The organism is Paenibacillus sp. 203, from assembly GCF_037027525.1.
GTDB lineage: Bacteria > Bacillota > Bacilli > Paenibacillales > Paenibacillaceae > Paenibacillus > Paenibacillus polymyxa_B.
This window is the reverse complement of the sequence record NZ_JAXCHD010000008.1, coordinates 1-25,469: the sequence shown is the minus strand read 5'-3', so window position 1 is coordinate 25,469 and position 25,469 is coordinate 1. Positions and strand designations below refer to the sequence as shown.

The window sequence follows — 25,469 nt, the reverse complement described above, 5'->3', positions numbered from 1 at the left end:
ATTGAGTTTATTAACTCCAATGTCTTTCGATTATCGCTCCACTTTAGCCTGTGCGGATCTGACCGCATTTGTCATGAGCTTGCGAGGCAGCAACCGCGGCAAGAACGCCATGAACTTGTTGCGCCCCCCTGTTATGATTAAAGTCTTGCCCCGCAAGAATTCGCGATATCCTATGTCAGCCACCTGCCCAACCTCCATGACGCCGCTTCTAAACAGCTTTGAGGTGGCTAGCCCAGCACGATCGACAAAGCCAGTCGCTGTCGCTCCCGGACAGAGTGCGGACACAGTCACGCCTGTGCCCCGCAGCTCATTTTCCAAAGCCTCAGTGAACGATATTACGTACGCTTTTGTCGCATAGTAAACTGCCATCAGTGGTCCAGGAAAAAAAGCCACCAACGAAGCCACATTTAGCACGCCCCCTTGCTGCCTTTTGACCATATCCGGTAAGAACACCTTAGTCATTACAGTCAGAGCCTTGATATTAATGTCGATCATATTCATCTCTTGCTCCAACTGTGTCTCCAAGAATTCCCCGTACAAGCCGAAGCCCGCATTATTAACAAGAAAGTCGACGGTGATCCCTTTTTCTTTAAGCTCCCTGTAGATTTCCTCTGCCACGCCAGGTAATGCAACATCTTTGGCGATGTATGTCGTTTGGACACGGTACTTTTTCCGATATTCCCTCGCGAGATCCACGAGCTTGTCCTCGCTGCGTGCGACCAGCACCAAATCGTATCCGTCTTTGGCGAAACGATCCGCCAGCTCTTTTCCAATTCCGCCCGACGCTCCGGTAATTAGTACAGTTTTGCTCATCATTTAAGCTGTGGGTAAATAGCAGCTACACCGCCAGCGAGAGCACGCTGGAGTTGACGGCTCGGTTCATCAGCAAGAATTTCAAAGCTATCGGACTCTATTCCATCAATTGCAATTTTTGCAATATCAGCAGGGTTGGACTTCGGAGCTTCAACGCCTGACGTCATGTCTGTATCCATAAAGCCCACATGCAAGCCAGCTACTCTCACATTTTGAGGATACAGATTTAAGCGTAACTCGTTCGTCATTGCCCACGCAGCCGCCTTTGCAGCCGAATAAGCGCCTTCACTCCCGCCACTACTGAACCATGATAATGCGGAAAGGATATTCAGTATGGATCCCCCACCATTATTAATAAGAATAGGTGCGAAATTGCGAATCATGGATAATGTGCCAAAGAAGTGCGTATTAAATTCCAACTGTATTTGATCGAGATCACCGTCAAGCAAAGTAGCTCCTGTAGCCGAGCCTGCATTGTTGATCAGAAGCGTAACATCTTGAGCGGCCATAGCAGCTGCCGCTACCTCTTGAGGGTTCGTAATATCAAGCTTTACAGGAATTGCACCGGGAATGTCAATGGACTGCGGATTTCTTGCTCCGGCATACACCTTAGCCCCTCTGGATAGAAGTTCAAGGGCAAGATGGCGACCAAAACCTCGGTTCGCGCCAGTGACAAATGCAACTTGTTGAGAAATATTCATTTTCATGTGCTCCTTTTATTGTATTTTGTTTATGAAATTGTTTTCTTGAAGCTATTTGGTCTGCGTTTTGATACGTAGTAATTACGGTAAGCGAGTTTTACTCGATACTTGTTTTCTAACGAGAACGGTCACTCTCAAAATCGTTAAAAAAAATGCTGAGTGCCTTACTCTGTTGTTTTTATGTGTTGTGTTGTTTGTTGTTTTAACTGCGCTGATAAACTTCATTGTAAACTATGCTTTAGAGCTTCTTTCGGCGTTTTTAGAATGTTCATTCTAAAATAGGCGTAAGATAACTCGATCGCAAAGAGCATGGATTAGCAGAAGGGACACTTCACATCTGAACTGACTACCACAATTACCCTTATTCTTCCAGGAACTTCATCGAAATATGAGTAATACGGTGAAGCTTTTCTCTGGAAGCCGAGGTTCTTGCCATTACCCTTAACCCAATCCATACATTATGCAGGTATTCCGCCAATTCCTCAGCATTGTATGTGGAGGTGAATTCACCGTCACGTTGTCCCCAAAGAATAATCTCCCTGAGCAATTGCTCTGCTGTCGTGAATGCTTTCGTGGACTTGTTGTCCACCTCGACGTCACGCGCCGCCAATTCTACGGCCGAATTCACCATTAAGCAGCCGGCTGGCGAGTCCTCATCCCCGTCGATCATGAAGCTAAAAATAAACTGTAATGCCTCCGATGCGGTCTTGGATCGTTTAACCCCTCCTGCAAGTGCGGCGATGATTTTGTCGTCAAACCAATCCATCGCTTTCAGGAACAGACTATGCTTATCTCCAAAAGTATCATACAAACTTCTTCGATGAATACCCATATGCTCAACCAACTCGGTCATGGACGTTTTCTCGTATCCCTGCTCCCAAAAGAGCCGCATCGCCTTATCCAAGACTTCTTTCTCTTCAAACTCCTTGCTTCTCGCCATTCCAATCTCCCTCCCTCAATTAATATAACATATTGAGAACGATCAGTAAAGAATCGTTATGCTCTTTTTGAATGACATAATATTTCCATCGAGTTGGTTATCCTACAATTCTACATATTGTAACTCCCCTGCCCGTTAGCTTAAACAAGTACCGGCAGTCTAATGTAGTGCTTATGAAAAGTAAATAAGCCCATAACCGTATTTGGAAGCAAATTAATTTTCCAATTTATAAGGGTATGGGCTCTCTTTGATCCTAAATAAGGCAGTGTAGGTTCTTATCACTTATAAAACACCATCGTCTGCTAATATACATTAGCTTGTTGCTCTTATATGGTAAAAGCAATTTGTTGAGCTATCGTACCCGTCGTTCATGCCAATCCCATTCCGAGTAAAGGTGATTATTAGGCTCTGTTAGAGCCTCGCGAACGTGATGTAATCGACTTGGGCAGGCTCTGCCGATTCGATCCGAAGCGACCGGTTGATCTGTCCCCGGTGATATTGACCATGTAAGAGGACCTGCGACAGGATGTCCCGGACGGACGTTCGGAACGGAACCCCGCTCTGGTTCGCATAGTCGATCATCTCGTCCAACTCGGATTCCTCGAGCCCTTCGATATAGACGCGATATTGTTCGGCGTTTTCTTCGAATATCGTCCGAATCGCCGTCAGGTCTTCTGCTTCCTCCCACAACGAATATTGCGCGCTACCCTTGCCCTGCAATCGGGACAGCCAGACTCGTTCCGCGACCGCGACGTGCCGAACCAGCTTCAGAAGTTCCTTGTTCTTCGTCTCACTCTCCTCGAGCGCGTCCAAGATGCGTCCGTCCGCCCAGTACAGGTGGTCCATCATGCACTTGATCGTCTTCATTTCGGTTTCCCCCTCTTCATCTCATCAATTACTTGAACCTACTATTAACCGTTAGTTTAATCATTTGAATGAACTAAAACAACCTTTTTTGGGTGAATTCCTTGTTGCTGTAAACCAAGCACTAAGAAAACGCTTTATTTTCTCAGTCTACAACTTTATTTCCTTTGAACAAAAAGAGAACCTCCACAGAGATTCTCTTTATCCTTTATATCGCTGCTACAGCAATGCTTTTGCCGCAATGTCCGTACGGTTTTGTTTACCTTCAAAGGTAATACGATCCGCCTGTTCGTAAGCTTTGTTCCGTGCCCCGGCAATATCACGTCCCAAGCCGACCACACCTAATACACGTCCGCCGTTCGTTACCCACTCACCCTGTTCGTTGATGCCCGTTCCAGCATGGAACACGATAGCTTCGTCTACCTGTTCCAATCCGTGGATAGGTACACCTTTGGCGTAAGCTCCAGGATAACCTCCAGATGCCAGCACCACACATACCGCCGCTTCATCCTTCCACTCGATCTCCACCTGATCCAGCGTGCCATTTACAGCAGCAAGAAAAATATCGAGCAGATCGGATTTTAAACGAGGCAGAACCACTTGAGTTTCCGGATCACCGAAACGTGCATTAAACTCAATGGTCTTTGGCTTGCCATCCGGCGAAATCATCAATCCGGCAAATAATACACCTCGGAATGGACGCCCTTCAGCAACCATGGCCTTGGCCGTCGGCTTGATGATCGTCTCAATTGCTTCCTCAATAATAGAATTGGCTATGTGAGGCAACGGAGAATACGTACCCATGCCACCTGTATTCGGCCCTTTGTCACCATCAAAAATGGGCTTGTGGTCTTGGGCCGCGGCCATCGGACGAACCGTTTCGCCGTCGACAAAGGAGAGAATCGACATTTCCTGACCAGCCAGAAACTCCTCGATCACGACCTGTGCCCCGGCTTCACCAAACACCTTGGTCACCATAATGTCAGAGAGAGCCTTTTCCGCTTCCTCCATTGAGTAAGCGACCGTTACCCCTTTGCCTGCCGCGAGTCCGTCTGCCTTAATGACAACCGGAATCGGTTGTTCCTTCAAGTATGCATGTGCTTCCTCGTAAGTATAAAACTTGCGATAGGTTGCTGTCGGAATATGATATTTATGGAGCAAATCCTTCATGAAGATTTTGCTGCCTTCAATTTCCGCTGCATTTTTACGCGGTCCGAATACTGGAATGCCTTTCGCTTCAAAAGCATCCACAATACCATCTGCCAGCGGATCATCGGGACCAACCACGACAAGTCCTACCTTTTTGGATTCCGCCAGTTCTGTCAGCGCGTCAAAGTCACTCACCGGAATCGGCACGCACTCCGCTAACTGTCCGATACCAGCATTGCCTGGTGCGCAATAGATTTGCCCGGCCTTGGGGCTTTTCTTCAGCGCCCACACAATTGCATGTTCGCGGCCGCCCCCTCCGATAACCAAAATATCCATTCAGGTGTTTCCTCCCGCTCCCATTAAGATTGTTCAGGTGAAAATGCTGCTGCATCCTCAACTCATACAAGTTAGTGCTTGAAATGACGTACGCCTGTAAAGACCATGGCAATGCCGTATTCGTTTGCAACCTTGATGGACTCTTCGTCTTTGATGGAGCCGCCCGGCTGAATAACTGCTGTGATGCCTGCTTTAGCTGCCAACTCCAACGTATCGCCCATCGGAAAAAATGCATCGGATGCCAGTACGGCACCTTTTGCTTTGTCACCGGCCTGCTCGATAGCAATCTTGGCCGCGCCGACACGGTTCATTTGTCCTGCGCCTACGCCAATGGTCATATTATCTGCCGCCAGTACGATGGCGTTGGATTTCACATGCTTAACCACTTTCCAGCTAAACAAAAGCTGTCTCAGTTCTTCCTCGGATGGTGCCCGCTCCGTTACAACTGTAAGTGCATCCGAGTCTACAGCGTGAATGTCATTTTGCTGAACTACCATACCACCTTCAATGGAAGTCACGACGAAACGGCTCTCTGCCTGTTCAGACCGGGAAAGCTCACCCAGATCAAGCAAACGAATATTTTTCTTTTTCGTTAAAGTCTCCAATGCTTCTTTCGTAAAGCCCGGTGCCAGTACAATTTCCAAAAAGATCTCACTCAGCTTATTCGCTGTATCACCATCAATAATCCGGTTAGCCGCTACGATGCCACCGAAAATCGAGGTTGGATCAGCTGCATACGCCTTGCTGTACGCTTCATAAATACTTCCGCCAATCCCCACACCACAAGGATTCATATGCTTAACTGCTACTACGGTAGGTTCGCTGAATTCTTTGACGATTTGCAAAGCGGCATTAGCATCATTGATGTTATTGTAAGACAGCTCTTTGCCGTGAAGTTGTTTCGCTGTTGTCAGCGTACCCTTTGCCGCCAATGGCTCACGGTAAAATGCCGCCTGCTGATGTGGATTTTCGCCATAACGCAAATCCTGAATTTTTTCATAGGTTACAGTGTAACGCTCAGGCAACGGCTCGCCTGTCACATTCGACAAATAATCGGATATCAAAGCGTCGTATGACGCCGTATGACGGAAAACTTTTGCGGCCAAACGCTTACGGGTATTCAGTTCCGTATCGCCATCCTTACGAATTTCCTCCAACACTGTGCTATAGTCATCAGCATCGACTACCACACTGACAAAAGCATGATTTTTTGCCGCAGAACGAAGCATCGTTGGACCGCCGATGTCGATATTTTCAATCGCGTCCTCATAAGTTACACCGGGTTTGGCGATCGTTTCCGCAAAAGGATACAGATTCACAACGACCAGATCAATATAACCCAATCCAAGTTCTTTCATCTGACGCTGATGCTCTTCATTATCCCGAACAGCCAGCAAGCCGCTGTGTACCGCAGGGTGGAGTGTTTTTACACGTCCATCCATAATTTCAGGAAAACCCGTTATCTCTGAAATGCCGATGACGGGAATGCCCTCCTTCGACAACAAGCTGCTCGTTCCCCCTGTCGAAACGATCTCCACACCCAATTTGGACAACTCGCGGCAAAATTCCACGATCCCCCGCTTATCCGATACGCTGACGAGCGCTCTTTTAATACTCACCCTGTCTCCTCCTTTAGCTCTTTCAGAATTTTGCAAAATTCTCTTTTATCATTTTATTTCCCGAGAAATATCGGAAAATGCCTGTACAGCATCCTTGATATGACAATGATATGACAAATTACAATCATTCTTAGAGAAGTGAAATCACTTTGCGACCATTTAATTGGATTTTACCTTGGGCCAATTTGCCAACTACCTCTGGATATAGCTGGCGTTCCACGGATTGAATGGCTGCGGATAAGGATTCCGCTGTATCATGGTCGTCAACTTCCACGACACGCTGGGCAATAATGGCTCCCGTGTCCATGCCCCCATCCACAAAATGAACGGTAACGCCACTTACCTTGACCCCATAGGTCAATGCCTGTCCAACAGCATCTTTCCCTGGAAATGCCGGAAGTAGTGACGGATGAATATTAATAATTTTTCCTGCGTAGGCATCGACCATGACGCTGGATAGCAAACGCATGTAGCCAGCTAACACGATGAGATCAATCGATTTCTGCTCCAGTAAAGCCACCAATTCACGCTCATAGTCTTCTCGAGAAGGATATTCCTTGGGTCGAAAAGTATGGCACGCAATTCCAGCTTTCTGGGCTCTAGCTACGGCAGGAGCCGCAGGCTTGTCACAGATGAGCAATTCTACCGAGGCGCCACCCAGTTCTCCTCGCGCAGCCGCATCCACCAATGACTGAAAATTCGTCCCTTCGCCTGATGCAAAAACAGCAATCCGGTACTCGTTCATTACACCTCTGCTCCCGTAAAGGTCACGATAGAACTGCCTTCCGTTACTTTTCCGATCACATATGCGGCTTCGCCCTGTTCCTTCAGAACTTCCAGTGCAGTCTGTGCATGCTCTTCGCCTACAACGATTACCATCCCAATACCCATATTAAAGGTTGTGAACATGTCTTTGTTGGAGATTACGCCTTTTTCCTGCATGAGCTGGAAGATTGGCAAAATCGGCCAAGTGCCGTATTCTATATCCACATTGACGTGATCCGGTAACACTCTAGGGATATTTTCAATAAAACCGCCACCTGTGATATGCGCCATGCCTTTTACTTTTACCTTGTCCAGCAATGCCAAAACAGATTTCACGTAAATTTTCGTCGGCTCCAGCAGTACATCGCCCAGTTTGCCGTTCAAGCCTTCGATTTCATCATGCAAATCATAACCCTGCTGTTCCAATAACAGCTTGCGCACCAGTGAGAAGCCGTTACTGTGAACTCCACTGGAGGCCAGACCGATCACTGTGTCTCCGGGAGCAATGGAGCTACCGTTGATAATTTTGCTTTTATCTACAATCCCTACCGTGAATCCGGCAATATCATATTCACCCTCGCTATACATCCCTGGCATTTCTGCGGTTTCACCGCCGACCAGCGCACAGCCCGATTGATGGCATCCCTCTGCGATTCCAGCGACTATAGCTTCAATTTTCTCGGGCACAACCTTGTCACAAGCGAGGTAATCCAGAAAAAAAAGTGGCTCCGCTCCCCCGACGACAATGTCGTTTACACACATCGCAACCGCGTCAATACCAATGGTGTCATGACGATCCATTGCGAAAGCAAGCTTCAGCTTCGTGCCGACACCATCGGTACCGGAAACGAGTACAGGCTCCTCGTACTTATCCTTATTCAGGCCGAACAATGCACCGAATCCGCCCAAGTCCGTCAGCACTTCGGGACGGAAGGTACGTTTAACGTGCTTTTTCATCCGTTCTACTGCTTCATTACCGGCAGCGATATCTACCCCTGCGTTTTTGTATGCTTCGGACATTCATGAACACTCCTTCAAATGATTGACCCTCCTAAGTCCTCCCTAACAGGGAGGATTCCATGGGGCTGCTCCCCCTGGACCCCTCAAGAGTCGGTCAGATGTGTAAGGTTGGGTGCTGCTTGGTGGTGGTTCGTGCTGTGAGTCGCGTGTTGTCCTTTGTATTCGTGGGCTATGCCCACGGATACAAAGGACACGCTTTAGTGCGTGGCCGCCTTGAATAGAGGCGGCGGGGCACGTCCCGGACTGTTTGCTTCGCAAAGGCGGGGACGTGCCGGGCAAAGAAGTGAGCGGCGCCTACGAGCGGCTCGCTTCTTTGCCCTTTGAGGCAGGCAGCTTCGCCTTGCCTGCTTTTGAGCTTCGCTTCGCTTGCTCAACCTTCTTATAAGAGCAGGGTGACTTTTTATGAGTCACCGCTCCGTTAAAAACTCATGGCATGAAATAGTTATGCCATGAGTTTTTAACGACCTTACCTATCCTCTTCCCGGTGGGAACCAAAGAGGTACAGGCACTGCTGCAAAATGCTGCACATCTGAGGAACGGAGCGGGTGGAAGGATTCTGGAGAAGCGAAGCGTTCGCCTTTGCCGCTGGATTCCAACCCTGTAAGGGGTTATTCCAATCCAGGAATCCAGCGGCAACAGCGATCGGAAGAACCTTCCACACGCGGAGTGCCCCCTCAGAACCACCATCACTTGCTCATGCACCTCTTTTGTTCCCTTTTCTCAACAACTACATCCGAACTTTTCTTCACCTTTGAAATCTACTTGAGTCGGGTAATCATTATCGAAACAGGCTAGGCACAAGCCGCCTTTGTAATCCTGTTCGTTATATCCACCTACAGCGGCAATCAACCCCTCGGCGCTCATAAAGTAGAGCGAGTCGGCGTTAATTTCCTCACGAATTTCCTCGACGGTTTTGGATGAAGCAATCAGCTCCCGGCGATCCGGCGTATCAATACCATAGAAGCACGGGTTTTTGAAAGGCGGCGAGGTAATACGTACATGTACCTCCAACGCTCCCGCATCACGCAGCATATTCACGATTCGGCGGGAGGTAGTGCCCCGGACGATAGAATCGTCGATCATAATGACTCGTTTACCTTCAACAACACGTCGTACAGCGCTCAGCTTCATTTTCACACCCTGCTCGCGTAGCTCCTGACTCGGCTGAATGAAGGTACGTCCAGTGTATTTATTTTTAATCATACCCAGCTCATAAGGAATACCTGTTTGCTCAGCATAACCAATCGCAGCCGAAATACTGGAATCCGGCACTCCTGTCACCAGATCCGCATCGACAAAAGCTTCCAGCGCCATCTGGCTACCCATTCTTTTGCGCGCAGCATGAAGATTGGAACCATTCAAATCACTGTCAGGACGAGCAAAATAAATATATTCCATCGCGCACAGTGCTTTACGATGCTTGCCTTCACTGTAACGGTCTTCATGCAGACCATTTTTGTCCAATACCAACATTTCACCCGGCTCGATATCGCGCAATAGCTCTGCTCCAATCGTTTCCAAAGCACAGGTTTCAGAAGCAAACAAATATGCATCACCTAATCTGCCCATCGTCAACGGACGCAAGCCATTGGGATCAGAAGCGACCAGCAGTTTATCGTTGGTCATAATCAGAAAGGCAAATCCGCCGACAATACGCTTCAATGCATCTTTCGCGGCCTCCACTAAATCCTTGGATGATCGTGCGATCAAATGCGCCACTACTTCTGTATCGCTGGTCGTTTGAAAAATAGACCCGCCCTGCTCCAGCTCATGCCGGATTTGCAAAGCATTCACAATATTCCCGTTCGTAGCTACCGCTAGATCGCCATCACGATACTTGAACACCAAAGGCTGTGCATTCGTTAGCTTACTGTCTCCACTTGTCGAGTAGCGCACATGTCCTATGGCAATATCGCCTGTCAGCGAAGCCATCAAATCTTTATTGAATACTTCTTTTACAAGCCCCATTCCACGATGATAATGGAACTCGTCGCCACTGCTCACACAGATGCCTGCACTTTCCTCCCCGCGATGCTGGAGTGCATGCAATCCGTAATATGCTAGGGAAGCCGCATCGGAGTGCCTATACACTCCAAACACGCCGCATTCCTCTTTTAATTTATCAAACAGCCCCTCTTTACCAGAGCCTTCATTATAATAATCTCCAGTCCACAACGTCCGTGCTGTTATTTCATCAGACATGGAATGACATCCTCCCAGATTTGCTTCAAACTGGCGACTGCCTCGTTCAAAGCAGGTTGTCCGTTCACCTCAACTGTCAATTGTGATCCTTCAACTTTTCCTAATACAGTAACTGGCACTTCCAAACCACGCAGATGTGCTTCCAGAGCAGACGCTTTATCCGGCGATGCAGATAACAAAATACGGGATTGGCTTTCGCTAAACAAAGCATGGTCAGGACGCAAAGTCGTTTCTACGTTGACCTGTGCTCCCAATCCGCTGCTAATCCCAGATTCCGCAAGCGCTACAGCCAATCCTCCCTCTGCCAAATCATGCGCAGATTGTACCAATCCGCCCTGAATCGCTCCCAGTACCGCAGTCAGCAGTTTTTTCTCTACGTTCAAATCCAGCTCAGGCGGGCGTCCCTCGGATACACCGTGTACGACAGCTTGGAACTCACTTCCTCCCAGCTCAGCCTTCGTTTCCCCTACCAGAAAAATCACATCGCCTTCGGCTTTGAAGCCTTGTGTCGTAATATGATCTGTATCATGTACCAGACCTACCATACCGACAACAGGCGTCGGGTAGATGGAGCCTTTAGCATTTTCATTGTACAAGCTGACATTGCCCCCGATGACAGGTGTATCCAGTACACGGCAAGCTTCTGCCATACCGTCCACGGCTTTTTCCATTTGCCAGAAAATGTCCGGCTTTTCAGGGTTACCGAAGTTCAGGTTATCCGTAATTGCCAACGGCTCGCCGCCGGAGCATACAATGTTACGCGCTGCTTCGCTGACTGCAATCCGTCCGCCTACCTCTGGATCAAGATATACATAACGTCCGTTACAATCTGTCGTCATGGCAAGTCCCTTACGAGTTCCGCGTACAGTCACAACAGCTGCATCCGATCCCGGACGAACGGCTGTACTCGTGCGTACCATGTAGTCATACTGCTCGTATACCCATTTCTTACTGGCTACACTTGGTGATGACAGCACCTTTTTCAACGCACCGTTCAAATCCGTCACTTCTGCATAACGAAGTGTGTCAATAGCAGCATTTTGCTCATAATAAGCAGGGACTTCGGAAGGCTTGTCATAAATCGGACACTCGTCAACCAGCGCGGTCACTGGCATATCTCCGACCACTTCATTGTGATGGAACAAACGCAAACGACCGTCATCCGTCACTTTACCGACCTTGGCACAAATAACACCCCAGCGCTCGAAAATTTCCAGTGCCTGTGCTTCATCCTTAGGCTCTACTACGAACAGCATCCGTTCTTGTGATTCGGACAGCATCATTTCATAAGGTGTCATGCCCTCTTCACGCTGCGGTACCTGATCCAGATACAGCTCCAGGCCGTTGCCAGCCTTACTCGCCATCTCCGCGCTGGAGCAGGTAAGTCCTGCGGCACCCATATCCTGAATACCCAGCACAATACCGCTGTCGATCAGTTCCAGACATGATTCCATAACCAGCTTCTCCATAAAAGGATCGCCTACTTGAACCGCAGTCCGGTTCGCTTCAGATTCCTCTGTCAGCTCAACCGATGCGAATGTCGCTCCGTGAATCCCATCTCGACCTGTCGGCGGTCCCACGTAGAACACCGGGTTACCGACCCCTTTAGCAACACCACGCTGGATTTTATCATGGTCAATCAGTCCGACACACATTGCATTGACGAGCGGATTGCCTTCGTAGCTTTCATCAAATACGACCTCGCCGCCTACAGTCGGAATACCGATACAGTTCCCGTATCCCGCAATACCGGATACCACATGCTCAAACAAATATTTCACACGGTCGCTCTCCAGCTTGCCAAAACGCAGAGAGTTCAACACCGCAACTGGTCTTGCACCCATGGAGAAAATATCACGGATGATACCGCCTACCCCAGTCGCTGCCCCTTGAAAAGGCTCCACAGCGGATGGATGGTTATGACTTTCGATCTTAAATACAACCGCTTGGTTGTCACCGATATCTACAATGCCTGCGCCCTCGCCGGGTCCCATCAGAACTCGTGGACCGCTCGTTGGAAAACGACGCAGCAGCGGCTTGGAGTTTTTGTAAGCACAATGCTCTGACCACATGACACTGAACACGCCTATCTCCGTGTAATTGGGCTGACGTCCCATGAATTCACAGATCAACGCATATTCACTGTCCGATACACCCATCTGCTGATACAGTTTATGTTCGGCAACCTGCTCTGCCGTCGGTTCCTTAGCGGACACTTGCTGCGCCATGTCGATCCCTCCAAGCGTTCAAAATAGATGTAAACATACGTTTGCCATCATCCGTCCCGAGCAATGCGTCCACCGCGCGTTCCGGGTGGGGCATCATGCCCAGCACATTACCTTGCTCATTACAAATCCCTGCAATATCCGTCACGGAACCATTAGGATTATCTTTATACTTAAATACAATCTGATTGTTCGCCTGCAAACGAGCCAGCGTCTCATCATCACAGTAATAGTTGCCTTCGCCGTGGGCGATCGGAATAATGATCTCTTCACCAGCAGCATAGTCTCTTGTAAAAGGTGTTTGGTTATTCGCAACCTGCAACACCGTATCCCGGCATAGGAATTTCATCGACAGATTACGGCGTAAAGCCCCTGGCAACAACCCGGCTTCGGTCAGAATTTGAAATCCGTTGCAAATCCCTAAAATATATTTGCCCTCGGCAGCCGCTTTGGCAACTTCCTTCATCACCGGAGCAAACCGGGAAATCGCACCGCAACGCAGGTAATCCCCGTAGGAGAAGCCTCCTGGAACAAGAATACAATCATAAGGCGACAGATCCGTCGCAGTATGCCAAACATAATCGACAGGTTCACCGACCGTGTCCTCTACCGCCTTATAGCAGTCAATATCACAGTTGGAGCCCGGAAAAACCAGAACTGCAAATTTCATGGAATCAGCCCTCCAGTTCGTAGCGGTAGTCTTCAATGACCGTGTTGGCCAACAGCTTTTCGCACATCTCAATGATGCGCTTTTCAGCACTCTCGCGGTCTGTTGTATCCAGATTCAATTCCATATACTTACCAATTCTGACGCTGTCCACTTCTCCGAAACCCATAGAATGTAGTGCGCCTTGCACCGCAACCCCCTGCGGGTCCAAAACGCTTTGCTTAATCGTGACATAGACTGTTGCTTTCATCATGTTCCTTCAGTTCCTCCTCCGAATGAGTGAATCCTATTGGTTGAATTATGATTACTATTTACTGTGCCGTCAGACGCCGCCAAATATCCGTATATCTTGCAGTTGTTTCTTCTACGACCTCAGCAGGCAATGGATCGGGCTTGCTATTCTTGTCCCAACCGGATGATGCCAAATAGCTTCGTACCGGCTCCTTGTCCATGCTGTCAATCTCAACATCCAGCTCATACTTTTCCTGCGCCCAAAAACGGGATGAATCTGGAGTGAAAATTTCGTCAATCAAAATCACCTTACCGTTAACAAGACCAAACTCAAACTTGCAATCGGCTAAAATAATCCCCCGCTTCTCGCAGAAAGCACGTGCAAATTCGTACAACGCCAAGCTCTTTTCCTCAAGCTCACCTGTGAGTTCAACCCCGACCAGTTCTTTCATTTGGTGAAGGGAAATGTCCTCGTCGTGTCCAACATCATTTTTTGCAGCTGGTGTAAATAATGGCTTGGGAAAGCGCTCGTTTTTACGCAGCCCCTCTGGCAATGGAATGCCGTTCACCTCACCGTTCTGCTCATACTGACGCCAGCCGCCTCCGGTAATATATCCGCGCACCACACACTCAATGTCGATGCGTTCAGCCTTCAGCGTGACCATGATCCGTTCCTTCAGCAACTCTTTATTCTGTTCGTCGATCACATGCCCGAGCTTGTTCACATCAGTGTGCACGACATGGTTTTCCAACAAGTCTTTCGTCTGCTCAAACCAGAAAGCGCTGAGCTTATTCAGCACATTCCCCTTTTCGGGCACGGGTGGCTCTAACACATAATCAAAAGCCGAAATTCGGTCTGTCACCACAATCAGAAAATGCTCTCCGAGATCATACAGTTCACGCACCTTGCCTTTATACAAGAGCGGCGCATGGATCAGACCTTCGGCAGTAGACAATGACATTTCATTACACCTCTTTCAAAAGAGTATTCCCCCTCCTAAATCCTCCCCTCGGGGAGGACCCCCAGGGCTGCTGCCCTCGGGACTCCCGCAAGGGTTGGCTGGTGAGCGGGATGGGGGCGTTTATTATGTGGCTAGAGTGATGTGAGCGCGTTTCGCTGGATAAAGGCTTGTTGGTACAAGCCCTCATCCAGCAACGCTTTTACGTTGGTACAAAACAACGTTTTTACGCACATGTCGCCGCAATACCATTCGGCCCGTGGCCGTAGCACGGCATGCCGTGCAGCGAGCATTCTGGCTTCGCCCTGTTGTGCGCATGTGCTACGCTGCGCACGGATACGGTGGCTCAAGGCTTCGCTTCTTGAGCCTGCGCGTTCTCGGGAGGGCAACGGGCTGTTTGCTGCGCAAATTCGGCAGCCCTCCCGAGAACGTGGCCTGCGATAGAAAGCAGTGGAACACTCTTTTCCATCGCCTTTGGGAAGGTGCGGCATCTTATGTGCCGCACCTCCCCTAGTTCTGCTCCCACATGAGGGTTGGTGCTGGGTGCAGCGGAGCGGACGGAATCGTTCTGGAGAAGCGTCAGCGCTTGCCTTTGCCTCTGGATTCCAACCAATATCTGGACTTATACAATCACAGGAATCCAGGGGCAACAGCAATCGGAAGAATGATCCGTTCGCGCAGCGGCCTCACCACGCAGCAACCTTCCCTCCTACTCCCCTAATCCCAGCTTTTTGAAGATCGTATCCACGTTCTTCAGATGCCAGGCTGGGTTGAACGCATCCTCGATTTCGTCTGCGCTGAGCACGGCCGTAATTTCCGGAGTTGCCTCGACGATTTCGCGGAATTGGCGTTGCTCTTCCCACGCCTGCATAGCACGCGGCTGCACGGTATCGTAGGCTTTTTCACGACTAAAGCCTTTGTCGATGAGCTTCGTCATAATACGGCCAGAGAATGGTACACCATACGTACGTGCCATATTGCGCTTCATATTTTCAGGGAAGACCGTCAGATTTTTTATGATATTGCCAAAACGGTTCAGCATGTAGTTCAACAGCATTGTTGCATCCGGCAGGATAATACGTTCTACGGAAGAATGCGAAATGTCGCGTTCATGCCACAGGGTTACGTTCTCATACGCAGATACCATATGCCCACGAATCACGCGTGCCAGGCCAGAGATGTTTTCACTGCCGATCGGATTGCGTTTATGCGGCATCGCAGAAGAACCTTTTTGACCTTTGGCAAAAGCTTCTTCCACCTCACGGAACTCACTCTTTTGCAGAGCACGGACTTCTGTAGCAAATTTGTCCAACGATGTAGCGATCAACGCTAATGTTGCCATGTATTCGGCATGACGGTCGCGCTGAAGCGTCTGTGTAGAAATGGGTGCAGGCTTGGTGCCCAGCTTGCGGCATACAAATTCTTCTACAGCCGGGTCAATGTTGGCATATGTCCCAACTGCACCGGACATTTTACCGTATTGTACTTGGTCAGCCGCAAAACGAAAGCGTTCCAGATTGCGCTTCATTTCCTCGTACCACAATCCCATCTTCAGTCCAAACGTTGTTGGCTCAGCATGTACTCCGTGTGTACGTCCCATCATCGGTGTGTGCTTGTAAGCCAATGCCTTTTCCTTCAAAATTTCAATAAAATTCAAGATATCGCGCTCCAGGATTTCATTCGCCTGCTTTAACAGGTAGCCCAGTGCCGTATCAACTACATCTGTGGAGGTCAGACCGTAATGTACCCATTTGCGCTCGTCTCCAAGACTTTCGGATACCGTGCGGGTAAATGCAATGACATCATGTCTTGTCTCCTGCTCAATTTCATAGATCCGTTCAATATCAAAACTTGCATTCTTACGCAGAGCCACGGTATCCTCTTTTGGAATAACCCCTAATTCCGCCCAAGCTTCACAGGCACACAGTTCTACTTCCAGCCATGCTTTAAATTTATTTTCTTCCGTCCAAATCGCTCTCATTTCCGGTCTGCTATAGCGTTCGATCATGACTATTTATTCCCCCAAATATTGGTTTGTTTAATCCATTCCAGCGCTTGTTCCGCATCCTGGCACAATAGATTAATATGTCCCATCTTTCGGCCTGGCTTGGCTTCACTTTTTCCATACAAATGTAGCTTGGGTACAACATCCAATCTGTCAGCTTCAACATCCGATTGCGCAAACCGCCGAACCACATCTTCCAAATGCTCACCTAGCACATTGACCATCACGACGGAAGTCAGCAGCTTCGTGCTGCCCAAGGGTAAACCGCAAATCGCACGTATGTGCTGCTCGAATTGCGACGTCGCGCATCCCTCCATCGTGTAATGACCGGAGTTATGCGGTCGTGGTGCTAACTCATTAACGTACAATTGTCCGTCTTCGGTGACAAACATCTCCACAGCGAGCAGTCCCACCGCACCCAGCGACTCTGCCACAGCCAGCGCCAACTTGCGTGCTTCCTCCTGAACAGGTTCTGGCACACGTGCAGGCACAATCGACGTGTGCAAAATATTGTTCACGTGAATGTTTTCGGCAGGTGGAAAGGCTTTGGCTTCACCGTTCGTGCTGCGAGCTACAATCACCGAGATTTCGCAGCGAAAACGGATGAACTGTTCCAATACCAGTTCCGCACCGCCTCCTGCCAGTTGTTCGTAGGCAGCCGTGGCTTGCTCCGGTTGGCGAATGACCACTTGTCCCTTGCCATCATAACCACCGACTGCTGTCTTGAGCACACACGGTACACCCAGTTCAGCTACCGCTTGAACCATATCCGCAGAACTACTGATTTCACGATACGGAGCGACAGGGACACCAGCAGCTTCAATAGAACGCTTTTCTCTCAGACGATGCTGTGTTGTGTACAAAAGACTACTACCTTGCGGTACGCTGGATTCCTGTTCCAAAAGCGCAGCCACACCTGCGTCCACATTTTCAAACTCATACGTGATCACATCGCACCGCTCAGCCAGCTCTCTGGCCGCATGCTCATCATCATAGGCAGCGCGGATTTGTTCTGACACCTGTCCACAAGGGCTATCCGGTGCAGGGTCCAGTGTCACAAAGCGATATCCTAGATTGGTTCCGGCCAGTACAAGCATTCTTCCTAATTGCCCGCCTCCTAAAAGTCCAATCGTTGTACCAGGAGGTCGGATACGGCCTGCGGGTTCACTTGCCCCATTCATAGCGAGTCACTGCCTTCCAGCACCTCATCACGAATACGGTCGCGTCTCGCCAAAACCCGCTGGCTTATCTTTTCGTCAAAAGCGCCTAATATTTGTGCTGCCAGCAGCCCTGCATTTGTAGCGCCTGCCTTACCAATTGCCACAGTGGCAACCGGAATACCACCCGGCATCTGCACAATGGAGAGCAGGGAGTCCAGACCGTTCAGAGCCTTCGACTGAACAGGCACACCAATGACCGGCAATGCTGTCTTCGCAGCCACCATTCCTGGCAGATGCGCAGCCCCACCCGCTCCAGCAATAATGACCTTTAGTCCACGCCCAGCGGCCTCTTCTGCAAAACGAAACATTAAATCCGGTGTACGATGGGCTGAAACTACTTTTTTCTCATATCCGATTTCAAGCTCGTCCAGCACAGCACATGCATGCTGCATGGTGTCCCAGTCTGATGTGCTGCCCATAATGACAGCGACCTGCACTGACATGTCCTTCACTCCCTGTTTATCAATAAGCGCCAAAAATCCGGCACTCGAAAATAACGTTATTTTCAAGACACCGGACTACGAAAAAACAAACGACAGAGCCTCTTAAAGGCATGCCAAAAGCAAGCCTCTTCCACCGCATCCAATGCGGCTTCAGCCGTATGTCTCCCGTAGTCCGGAAATTTAAGGTTTCCAGGTAGAAACTTCCGGGCCATATCCCCGGCATTATACGAGTTAGCATTGTGCCTATTCCATCCCAATCGATATTCTTTACAAGTATGATCGTGGTTTGTTTCGGCTCAAACATGTGTACCTTATTAAATTGTACCTTAAGTTCATTTTTTATCGATAATACACTTCCTAGTTTAACAATTCCCTACACCTTATGTCAACTTGAAAACGAACATTAGAATAATCATACAATAGAATGTTCGTGTTTAGTGAAATCAGTACCCTTATATACCTACAGGTCAGGACTATTGTATTATATTTAGCTATCGCTCCCCTCCCCTGATAACAGCGACCGCAACGCATCCTACTGAAAAAAATAAAAGTCGGCACTCCCTATACAGGCAGTAAACCGACTTTTACTTTTTATTTAGTTATTTTACGACCAGCACAGGAATACGCGCATGCTGCACCACATTGTGACTTACGCTACCCAATACAAATTCACGGATACCACCTAAACCTCGGCTACCGATCACAATCGCATCGAAGCCATTCTCATTGGCATAATCCAAAATGACTTCGGCTGGAGAACCTTGAATCAGTTCCACCTTGGCATCTACACCCTGCTCAGCAAGTCGTTTTTTAACTTCATCCGTAGTTTGTTCGGCCAAATCGTAATATTCTTTATTTATTGAAGCCGGAATTGGAGCCAAACCTTCGCCCATAAAGATTCGAGGAAAATCGAATGCCGTTACCACCTCAAGCTTCGAGGACGGTGATGCCTTGACCAATTCAGCCGCCTTTAACAAAGCCTTGTTGGATGCATCCGAACCGTCATAAGCAAGCAATACTTTTGAAAATATCATAATATGCACCTCTTCCTCATTCAGTTTATTGATTCAAAGCCTGAAATATGTATTCCTGTGGTTGTTCATTCCATGTCACCGGATGGCTGAAATAGTCTTCTCACTCATCATTAAACTTCCCTATGAGAACCTAAACCCCCAGCCTTACCGTAAAAAATAACCAAACAGCAATGCGTTCATGAATAGCAACGCAGGAATACCTAGTCTGAAGCTCATATGCCGTGTTTTATGGCGTTTACGGTACATGGCAATTAGAACGCCTAACGCTCCCCCGATCAGGGCCAGGAAAAACAACGTCCGTTCAGGTACACGATCACGATGTTTACGTGCTCTCTTTTTATCCTCCGACATTACCAGATAGCTTACTGCATTGATAAACAGCAGCCATACCAACAAGCCTGTCTGCAATGTCTCTCCTCCTTTTGCACACCGTACCAAGTTCAGGTATTAGGCCTTATATAGCGCTCTCCCCCTCATTATAACCCCACCCCTTTTACAGAAACAACGCCTCTTCTGACTTGGATAGCGCTTTTGCGGAAATAGTAAGGTGGCATAAGGGCGATCCCCGAGTGCATCTATTTCGTCTTAAAGGAGGAACTGCGATGGAAAGCACCCATGAATACGTTGAAAAGCTGCGAGAAAATGCAAAAAAGGCAGAACGCAACCGTAAACGAGGAAAAGGAACTCCCAGCGCCAGCTTGCCGACAAAACAGCATTCCAACAATCCTTGATCAACGAATCTGCATTAAGCTGTATAGCCGCGTTATTAACCTAAAGTATTAACTTAACCCTGCAGCCTTTTATGCGAATTGATTACAGGGTAAACTCTATTGTTTAGCTTCCACAATAACAGCAAGCAGACTCCTTATGAGATATCTGCTTGTTGTTTTGTTTTGCAAATATCTTTTTTGAAATTGATTACATTCATAATAAACAAGTTCTAAAGTCATATTTTCTAACATAAGTGTTGACTAAAAACAATTTTACACCCTATAATTCGTGATATTAACGTAATTCGACAAAATATTTGTCAGTTAATCTATCATTTATATTTGAGGTTTAAGATTGGAGAGGAGCTTTATATGACTAACATGAAAAAAATGACGATGATTCCCCTGTTGGCTAGCTTTATTCTCGGTAGTACCTTATGGAGTGGTGGATTTACCGCCAACGCTGCGGTTGCGGCAGCAGCTACCAACAGCACAACTGCACCTGCTTCTACCACTACTACGTCGGACAAATCCGAAAATCCTCAAACCAATCATTTACCCAATATTAAAATACTTGCCACAGGAGGGACCATTGCAGGATCATCTTCCGTCAATACGGATACAACCGGCTACAAAGCAGGCGCGTTGGGTGTGGAAACCTTGATCAATGCCGTTCCTGAGATGAAAAGTATTGCAAATGTCAGTGGTGAGCAAGTTGTTAATGTAGGTAGTCCCGACGTTAATAATGAGATCCTCTTAAAACTTGCCAAACGCACCAATGAACTGCTTGCCAGAGACGATGTAGATGGCATTGTCATTACACATGGTACAGATACATTAGAAGAAACAGCTTATTTCCTCAATCTTGTTATCAAAAGCAATAAGCCAGTAGTTGTCGTTGGCTCTATGCGTCCAGCTACTGCCATCAGTGCCGATGGTCCCTTCAACCTTTATAATGCAGTGAAAGTCGCCGGGGCTTCGGCCTCTAAAGGTCAGGGTGTACTCGTCCTGTTGAACGACCGTATCGGTGCAGCAAGATACATCACCAAAATGAACACAACAGCAGTCGATACGTTCAAGTCTGTGGAGCAGGGGTACCTTGGAGCTGTTGTGGGCGATCAAGTGTACTACTACAACAAATCCACACACAAGCATACGACTTCTTCTGTATTCGACATCTCTAACCTGACTCAACTGCCACAAGTAGATATTTTATACGAATATCAAAACAATGGTCGCTATCTGTATGATGCAGCCGTAGCAGCTGGTGCCAAGGGAATTGTCGTAGCTGGTTCCGGTAATGGCTCCTTGTCCAAGACCTCCTCAGAAGGCGCAGAGGCCGCAGGTAAAAAAGGAGTGATCATTGCCCGCTCCAGCCGCGTGGGAAGTGGAGTGGTGTCCCCGTCAACAAAAGACGCGGCATCGAACTTTGTATCGACCGATTCGCTTAATCCGCAAAAAGCACGGATTTTGCTCATGCTTGCTTTGACCCAAACACACGATGTTAACCAAATTCAATCCTTTTTTAATGAATACTAAAAGTAGTTATCTCAAATCAAATAAATCAACATTCTATTATGAAAAAGAAGCAGCGATTACGGTTGACCACCGTAACTGCTGCTTCTTTTTTTTGCGAGACAGGTCTAGCATTAGTAACTACTTCATCTGACGTCCAATCGTCTTGGTTCTATACAATAATTCGTTGTCCCTCCTACGCAGCATCAAGACTGCTGTTTGGGAATCCCATTCAAGCTTGGAGGATATTTCGCTTGCTTCTCTGGATGAGCAGCAATTTCCTCCTCCAGTATGCTTGATTTATTTTGCTGATTATTGATTTTAAGCGGTTTATGTTTGGGCATAAATACTCACCTCCTCGGCTTACCATGCCAAGGAATGATCGTTTTTATACCGACGTATACCTGCTGATTATGTTGACTGTAGCACTTTTGGTCATTCGTTATTTGCCTGCTATTTGCCCTGCTTTTGTTCCATCGCTGCTTTAAGCAAATCACCCAAACTGGAGCCAAAAGATTCCTGTTTTTCAAATTGTCTTACTAGCTTTTGCTGTTCCCGTTTGTTTACCCGTTGCTTGTCCTTATCCAACGTCTCGGTAATGCCACAGGGCAGGCATCTTACATACAATCCTGCTTTGCCCTCTTTCATTTCCATTTTCTTATGACACTGCGGGCAACGTCGATTGGACAAACGTTTTTCCCCTGAACGACGGTAACCGCAATCCGCACTTGGACATACAAGGAGCTTGCCTTTCTTACCCTTCTTCTCCAATAGCTTTGTACCACAATCTGGACAATGACTATTCGTCACATTATGGGGCTTGTACTCCGCATTGCTATTTTTCACAGTGGAAACCAGCTCTTTCGCCATAGCACGAATAGAATTCAAAAACGGTTCCGGTTGTCCTTGACCACGAGCAATCCGTTCTAGCTCCGCTTCCCAACGTGCCGTCAATTCGGGCGTTCGAAGCTGTGGAGCCGCCAGTTCAATCAATTGCTTACCTTTCCCGGTTGGATGCATCACGTTCCACTGACGCTCAATCGTATCCGAGCTGACAAGCTTCTCAATTAGATCTGCACGGGTAGCAGGTGTACCCAGTCCATGCTTTTCCATCTGAGCGAGCAGGGCTGCTTCTGTATACCGCTTCGGCGGCATCGTTCGCCCAGCTCGTACAAGGCAACGCTGTAACCGGACGAAATCTCCTTTTTGCAGCTCAGGTAAAATAACGCCTCGTCCATTGTTTTCCCGATCCTCTGCTTCTTCATCATCCATATCATAATGGTTCGCGTCATATACAGCACGCCATCCGCTATCTTTTACCGTTGTGCCTTTTACCTGAAACGTCTCCTGCTCCACCGTTACTGATACGGCTACAGCATCATAACGTGCAGGTGGATAGAATAGACTGATAAAACGTCGTGCAATCAGATCATACAGCTTCCGTTCCTCAGGGCTCAACTGATTAAGCAATAATGTCTGCTCAGTAGGAATAATCGCATGATGATCCGTGACTTTACTGTCATCCACAATTCGCTTTGTGATTGGTAGGTTGTTACGCAATAGCGGACGTGCCAAGGAAGCATACGGACCTACTGCTACACTACTGAGCCTTTCCTTAAGTGTGTCCACCATATCGGATGTCAAATAACGGCTGTCTGTACGTGGATACGTCACCAGCTTATGCTGCTCATACAGACGCTGAAGCAGATTAGACGTCTGTTTAGCCGAAAAGCCATAGCGCTGATTAGCATCTCTTTGCAGTTCCGTTAAATCATACGCTAGCGGGTGAGGCTCGTTCTTTTCGCTCTTTTTAACACTGGCAACTGTGCCTTTGGCCCCCTCAAGTCTACGGCGCAAAGCCTCTGCTTGAGTGCGGTCAAACATGCGTGAATCCCCGCTTTCTGCCCGCCAAGTTGCCTGAAAATCGCCAAAATCCGCCGTCAGAGTATCATATTCCTGAGAACGGAATTCGGTAATTTCCTTCTCACGCTCCATAATCATCCCCAGCGTTGGTGTCTGCACTCTTCCAGCCGAAAGTTGGGCGTTATAACGACAAGTCAACGCACGAGTTACATTGAGACCAATCATCCAGTCTGCTTCAGCTCTGCAGCGAGCCGATTCATATAAACGATCAAACTGCTGACCAGGCAATAGCTTTGCGAAACCTGCCTTAATCGCCTTGTCCGTCTGCGAGGAGATCCATAAGCGCCGGAAGGGCTTTTTCCAGTTTGCCATTTGGATGATCCAGCGTGCCAACAATTCTCCTTCGCGGGCAGCATCGGTTGCCACGATAAGCTCTCCAATGTCCTGCCGCTTCATGAGCTGCTGCACAGCTTTGAACTGATGGTTACTTTCGCGCAGCACCTTTAACTTTGAACTCTTCGGAAGAATAGGCAAGTCCTCCAAATTCCAGGTCGCATACTTAGAATCGTAATCCTCTGGCTCTGCTAAGCCGACCAAATGTCCCAGTGCCCACGTCACCACGTACTGGGGTCCTTCTATATAACTTTTATGCTTCTCGCGGCTACCCATCACACGTGCAATCTCTCTGGCCACGGACGGTTTTTCTGCCAATACCAATACCTTCATGTTACGCTCCTTTCTCTCATAGTGTTAATTATAGCATCCTGCCATCTTACGATAAATTCTAATGCCAACGGCTCTTATTAACATGATCGTACATACTAGTGCTATTGCTTCTACATGGGTTAGGATAACTTACAAATCAGGCACACTCCATTTTAATAGCAGACCCGCATAGGTGAGGCCTCCCCCAAATCCATATAACAACACATGTTGTCCATACCGTAAACGTCCATCATCCAAACCACACTGCAAAGCCAACGGGATGGATGCCGCCGATGTATTACCATACAATTCTACGCTTGTCAGCGTTTTTTCCAAAGGTACTGTACTTCTTTCACATATGGACTCGATCATTCTCAAATTAGCGCTATGAGGTACAAACCAATCAAGATCCGCCTTCTTCATATTAGCCTTATCCAATAATCGTTCGATTCCCGTTGGAACAGAGCGAACAGCCCATTTATAAACCTCACGTCCATTTTGAGCAATAAATCCATGGTCTTGCAGCTTCTCTCCATCCAAATGATCAGATAATCCCACACGGTAAAGATGTGCTCCCCCTTGCCCATAGGTACCTATATCTGAAGTTAAAAATGAGCCTTCATCCTCGTCATATTCAACAAGTGCAACTCCTGCACCATCTCCAAAAAGTATGCACGTCGTCCGATCCGTATAATCTGTAATTTTGGACAACGTTTCGGCTCCCACTACCAGCACCTTACGATGCAGACCACTCGTAATAAGGCCATTTGCCAAATGAAGTCCATAGGAAAAACCTGCACATGCTGCACTAACATCTATTGACCCTGTGTTTGGAATATCAAAATGAGCCTGAATACGTGAAGCCGTGCTTGGAAAGTAGTAATCAGGTGTACTCGTCGCTACAATGATCATCTCAACATCGTTTATATTTACGTCATACAGGTTAATCATACGAGTAATAGCTTGTATACATAAATCAGATACATATTGATCTTCAGCCGCAATGCGTCTTTCATGCATACCCGTTCTCTGTACAATCCACTCGTTACTCGTATCCACAAGCTTCTCCAAGTCAGCGTTCGTCAAAATCCGTTCAGGTACATAAGTGCCAAAGGCCGTAAGCTTAGCTTTTGAATTCAACAATCTGATCACTCTCCTTTGTAATCCTTATTCACATTATAACACCAGATACTAATACCTGGTACTAAATTATTTTAAAACCGTCTTCTTATTTATTAGTTAATATCCACTTATCCAGTTGAACTTATAACAAACTCACTTTAAATAAAATCCCACTGTCTTTTAACGCAAAAAAAAGAGACCAAGATCTTCAGAAGATCATGGTCTCTCTTGCTTGTTGCTTGGCGACGTCCTACTCTCCCAGGACCCTGCGGTCCAAGTACCATCGGCGCTGGAGGGCTTAACGGTCGTGTTCGGGATGGGTACGTGTGGAACCCCTCCGCTATCGCCACCAAACATGAAT

General features: G+C 47.9%; 25 protein-coding genes, 1 rRNA gene and 1 riboswitch. Of the genes, 2 read left to right on the top strand and 24 right to left on the bottom strand.

Annotated elements, in window-relative coordinates; all coding sequences use genetic code 11:
* Positions 1 to 30: 30 nt before the first annotated feature.
* The 20 genes from WA407_RS18595 to WA407_RS18500 form a co-directional block, all read right to left on the bottom strand.
* Entirely contained in the window at positions 31 to 816 is a 786-nt protein-coding gene (locus WA407_RS18595; protein ID WP_336078030.1) for an SDR family NAD(P)-dependent oxidoreductase, read from the bottom strand.
* Entirely contained in the window at positions 813 to 1,514 is a 702-nt protein-coding gene (locus WA407_RS18590) for an SDR family oxidoreductase (protein WP_025723270.1), read from the bottom strand. The genes WA407_RS18595 and WA407_RS18590 overlap by 4 nt, the downstream gene beginning before the upstream one ends.
* A 361-nt stretch (positions 1,515 to 1,875) precedes the next feature.
* Positions 1,876 to 2,454, bottom strand: a complete 579-nt coding sequence (locus WA407_RS18585; protein ID WP_254329577.1) for a TetR/AcrR family transcriptional regulator — start codon at positions 2,452 to 2,454, stop codon at positions 1,876 to 1,878.
* A gap of 411 nt (positions 2,455 to 2,865) precedes the next feature.
* Positions 2,866 to 3,321 (bottom strand): DinB family protein, encoded by a 456-nt coding sequence (locus tag WA407_RS18580; RefSeq protein ID WP_235307274.1) that lies wholly within the window; start codon positions 3,319 to 3,321, stop codon positions 2,866 to 2,868.
* Positions 3,322 to 3,537: 216 nt separating this feature from the next.
* Positions 3,538 to 4,803: a phosphoribosylamine--glycine ligase gene (gene purD / locus WA407_RS18575; protein WP_061832072.1), complete on the bottom strand. Its 1,266-nt coding sequence runs from the start codon at positions 4,801 to 4,803 to the stop codon at positions 3,538 to 3,540.
* Between the two features lie 71 nt (positions 4,804 to 4,874).
* Entirely contained in the window at positions 4,875 to 6,422 is a 1,548-nt protein-coding gene (gene purH, locus WA407_RS18570; RefSeq protein ID WP_235307273.1) for a bifunctional phosphoribosylaminoimidazolecarboxamide formyltransferase/IMP cyclohydrolase, read from the bottom strand.
* Positions 6,423 to 6,552: 130 nt separating this feature from the next.
* Entirely contained in the window at positions 6,553 to 7,167 is a 615-nt protein-coding gene (gene purN, locus WA407_RS18565; protein ID WP_069012413.1) for a phosphoribosylglycinamide formyltransferase, read from the bottom strand.
* Positions 7,167 to 8,207 carry a phosphoribosylformylglycinamidine cyclo-ligase gene (gene purM / locus WA407_RS18560; RefSeq protein WP_336078026.1) on the bottom strand — a complete coding sequence of 347 codons (1,041 nt, stop codon included), beginning with the start codon at positions 8,205 to 8,207 and terminating at the stop codon, positions 7,167 to 7,169. The genes purN and purM overlap by 1 nt, the downstream gene beginning before the upstream one ends.
* Before the next feature lie 466 nt (positions 8,208 to 8,673).
* Positions 8,674 to 8,868 carry a hypothetical protein gene (locus tag WA407_RS18555; RefSeq protein WP_336078025.1) on the bottom strand — a complete coding sequence of 65 codons (195 nt, stop codon included), beginning with the start codon at positions 8,866 to 8,868 and terminating at the stop codon, positions 8,674 to 8,676.
* 59 nt (positions 8,869 to 8,927) lie between these two features.
* Complete coding sequence (purF, locus tag WA407_RS18550) at positions 8,928 to 10,409, bottom strand: amidophosphoribosyltransferase (RefSeq protein WP_235307271.1); 1,482 nt, start codon at positions 10,407 to 10,409, stop codon at positions 8,928 to 8,930.
* Positions 10,394 to 12,637: a phosphoribosylformylglycinamidine synthase subunit PurL gene (gene purL, locus WA407_RS18545; RefSeq protein WP_336078022.1), complete on the bottom strand. Its 2,244-nt coding sequence runs from the start codon at positions 12,635 to 12,637 to the stop codon at positions 10,394 to 10,396. Before purL ends, purF begins: the two co-directional genes overlap by 16 nt.
* On the bottom strand, positions 12,615 to 13,304 hold the full coding sequence (gene purQ / locus WA407_RS18540; RefSeq protein WP_165179506.1) for a phosphoribosylformylglycinamidine synthase subunit PurQ: 690 nt from the start codon (positions 13,302 to 13,304) through the stop codon (positions 12,615 to 12,617). Before purQ ends, purL begins: the two co-directional genes overlap by 23 nt.
* 4 nt (positions 13,305 to 13,308) lie before the next feature.
* Positions 13,309 to 13,554: a phosphoribosylformylglycinamidine synthase subunit PurS gene (gene purS / locus WA407_RS18535; protein WP_013308797.1), complete on the bottom strand. Its 246-nt coding sequence runs from the start codon at positions 13,552 to 13,554 to the stop codon at positions 13,309 to 13,311.
* A gap of 58 nt (positions 13,555 to 13,612) precedes the next feature.
* On the bottom strand, positions 13,613 to 14,494 hold the full coding sequence (locus WA407_RS18530; protein WP_336078016.1) for a phosphoribosylaminoimidazolesuccinocarboxamide synthase: 882 nt from the start codon (positions 14,492 to 14,494) through the stop codon (positions 13,613 to 13,615).
* Positions 14,495 to 14,625: 131 nt separating this feature from the next.
* A complete protein-coding gene (locus tag WA407_RS18525; RefSeq protein ID WP_336078014.1) occupies positions 14,626 to 14,841 on the bottom strand; it encodes a hypothetical protein in 216 nt (71 codons plus the stop codon).
* Between the two features lie 359 nt (positions 14,842 to 15,200).
* Entirely contained in the window at positions 15,201 to 16,499 is a 1,299-nt protein-coding gene (purB, locus tag WA407_RS18520; protein WP_322157868.1) for an adenylosuccinate lyase, read from the bottom strand.
* 2 nt (positions 16,500 to 16,501) lie between these two features.
* Positions 16,502 to 17,677, bottom strand: coding sequence for a 5-(carboxyamino)imidazole ribonucleotide synthase (gene purK / locus WA407_RS18515; RefSeq protein WP_336078012.1), 1,176 nt, complete (start codon positions 17,675 to 17,677; stop codon positions 16,502 to 16,504).
* Complete coding sequence (purE, locus tag WA407_RS18510; RefSeq protein ID WP_013308792.1) at positions 17,674 to 18,159, bottom strand: 5-(carboxyamino)imidazole ribonucleotide mutase; 486 nt, start codon at positions 18,157 to 18,159, stop codon at positions 17,674 to 17,676. Before purE ends, purK begins: the two co-directional genes overlap by 4 nt.
* Positions 18,160 to 18,307: 148 nt before the next feature.
* Positions 18,308 to 18,409, bottom strand: a riboswitch (purine riboswitch).
* Positions 18,410 to 18,758: 349 nt separating this feature from the next.
* Positions 18,759 to 19,193, bottom strand: a complete 435-nt coding sequence (locus WA407_RS18505) for a universal stress protein (RefSeq protein ID WP_061832065.1) — start codon at positions 19,191 to 19,193, stop codon at positions 18,759 to 18,761.
* A 144-nt stretch (positions 19,194 to 19,337) separates the two neighbouring features.
* Positions 19,338 to 19,601 carry a DUF1294 domain-containing protein gene (locus WA407_RS18500; protein WP_336078010.1) on the bottom strand — a complete coding sequence of 88 codons (264 nt, stop codon included), beginning with the start codon at positions 19,599 to 19,601 and terminating at the stop codon, positions 19,338 to 19,340.
* A 194-nt stretch (positions 19,602 to 19,795) separates the two neighbouring features.
* Between WA407_RS18500 and WA407_RS18495 the strand changes: the two genes are divergently transcribed.
* Together WA407_RS18495 and WA407_RS18490 are read left to right on the top strand one after the other, a co-directional pair.
* The gene (locus tag WA407_RS18495) at positions 19,796 to 19,924 is read left to right on the top strand and encodes a DUF4023 family protein (protein WP_081112528.1); all 129 of its coding nucleotides are present in this window, start codon (positions 19,796 to 19,798) and stop codon (positions 19,922 to 19,924) included.
* Positions 19,925 to 20,275: 351 nt separating this feature from the next.
* Positions 20,276 to 21,442 (top strand): type II asparaginase, encoded by a 1,167-nt coding sequence (locus WA407_RS18490; RefSeq protein ID WP_336078007.1) that lies wholly within the window; start codon positions 20,276 to 20,278, stop codon positions 21,440 to 21,442.
* Positions 21,443 to 21,624: 182 nt separating this feature from the next.
* On the opposite strand, the gene WA407_RS18485 is transcribed toward WA407_RS18490, so the two are convergent.
* The 4 genes from WA407_RS18485 to rrf form a co-directional block, all read right to left on the bottom strand.
* The gene (locus tag WA407_RS18485) at positions 21,625 to 21,762 is read right to left on the bottom strand and encodes a hypothetical protein (RefSeq protein WP_016819760.1); all 138 of its coding nucleotides are present in this window, start codon (positions 21,760 to 21,762) and stop codon (positions 21,625 to 21,627) included.
* A gap of 109 nt (positions 21,763 to 21,871) precedes the next feature.
* Positions 21,872 to 24,007 (bottom strand): DNA topoisomerase III, encoded by a 2,136-nt coding sequence (locus WA407_RS18480; protein WP_336078000.1) that lies wholly within the window; start codon positions 24,005 to 24,007, stop codon positions 21,872 to 21,874.
* 129 nt (positions 24,008 to 24,136) lie between these two features.
* Positions 24,137 to 25,129, bottom strand: a complete 993-nt coding sequence (locus WA407_RS18475; protein ID WP_235307264.1) for a ketoacyl-ACP synthase III — start codon at positions 25,127 to 25,129, stop codon at positions 24,137 to 24,139.
* A gap of 216 nt (positions 25,130 to 25,345) precedes the next feature.
* Positions 25,346 to 25,462: ribosomal RNA gene (gene rrf / locus WA407_RS18470) — 5S ribosomal RNA — on the bottom strand.
* Positions 25,463 to 25,469 lie beyond the last annotated feature (7 nt).

Excerpts from the sequence above, each read along its gene's own strand:
- purB (WP_322157868.1), bottom strand. The coding sequence starts at position 16,499 with ATGATCGAACGCTATAGCAGACCGGAAATGAGAGCGATTTGGACGGAA.
- WA407_RS18505 (WP_061832065.1), bottom strand. The coding sequence starts at position 19,193 with ATGATATTTTCAAAAGTATTGCTTGCTTATGACGGTTCGGATGCATCC.
- purN (WP_069012413.1), bottom strand. The coding sequence starts at position 7,167 with ATGAACGAGTACCGGATTGCTGTTTTTGCATCAGGCGAAGGGACGAAT.
- WA407_RS18490 (WP_336078007.1), top strand. The coding sequence starts at position 20,276 with ATGACTAACATGAAAAAAATGACGATGATTCCCCTGTTGGCTAGCTTT.
- purS (WP_013308797.1), bottom strand. The coding sequence starts at position 13,554 with ATGATGAAAGCAACAGTCTATGTCACGATTAAGCAAAGCGTTTTGGAC.
- WA407_RS18580 (WP_235307274.1), bottom strand. The coding sequence starts at position 3,321 with ATGAAGACGATCAAGTGCATGATGGACCACCTGTACTGGGCGGACGGA.
- purQ (WP_165179506.1), bottom strand. The coding sequence starts at position 13,304 with ATGAAATTTGCAGTTCTGGTTTTTCCGGGCTCCAACTGTGATATTGAC.
- WA407_RS18595 (WP_336078030.1), bottom strand. The coding sequence starts at position 816 with ATGATGAGCAAAACTGTACTAATTACCGGAGCGTCGGGCGGAATTGGA.
- WA407_RS18585 (WP_254329577.1), bottom strand. The coding sequence starts at position 2,454 with ATGGCGAGAAGCAAGGAGTTTGAAGAGAAAGAAGTCTTGGATAAGGCG.
- purM (WP_336078026.1), bottom strand. The coding sequence starts at position 8,207 with ATGTCCGAAGCATACAAAAACGCAGGGGTAGATATCGCTGCCGGTAAT.
- purK (WP_336078012.1), bottom strand. The coding sequence starts at position 17,677 with ATGAATGGGGCAAGTGAACCCGCAGGCCGTATCCGACCTCCTGGTACA.
- purE (WP_013308792.1), bottom strand. The coding sequence starts at position 18,159 with ATGTCAGTGCAGGTCGCTGTCATTATGGGCAGCACATCAGACTGGGAC.
- purL (WP_336078022.1), bottom strand. The coding sequence starts at position 12,637 with ATGGCGCAGCAAGTGTCCGCTAAGGAACCGACGGCAGAGCAGGTTGCC.
- WA407_RS18530 (WP_336078016.1), bottom strand. The coding sequence starts at position 14,494 with ATGTCATTGTCTACTGCCGAAGGTCTGATCCATGCGCCGCTCTTGTAT.
- WA407_RS18495 (WP_081112528.1), top strand. The coding sequence starts at position 19,796 with ATGGAAAGCACCCATGAATACGTTGAAAAGCTGCGAGAAAATGCAAAA.
- purD (WP_061832072.1), bottom strand. The coding sequence starts at position 4,803 with ATGGATATTTTGGTTATCGGAGGGGGCGGCCGCGAACATGCAATTGTG.
- WA407_RS18480 (WP_336078000.1), bottom strand. The coding sequence starts at position 24,007 with ATGAAGGTATTGGTATTGGCAGAAAAACCGTCCGTGGCCAGAGAGATT.
- WA407_RS18590 (WP_025723270.1), bottom strand. The coding sequence starts at position 1,514 with ATGAATATTTCTCAACAAGTTGCATTTGTCACTGGCGCGAACCGAGGT.
- WA407_RS18485 (WP_016819760.1), bottom strand. The coding sequence starts at position 21,762 with ATGCCCAAACATAAACCGCTTAAAATCAATAATCAGCAAAATAAATCA.
- purF (WP_235307271.1), bottom strand. The coding sequence starts at position 10,409 with ATGTCTGATGAAATAACAGCACGGACGTTGTGGACTGGAGATTATTAT.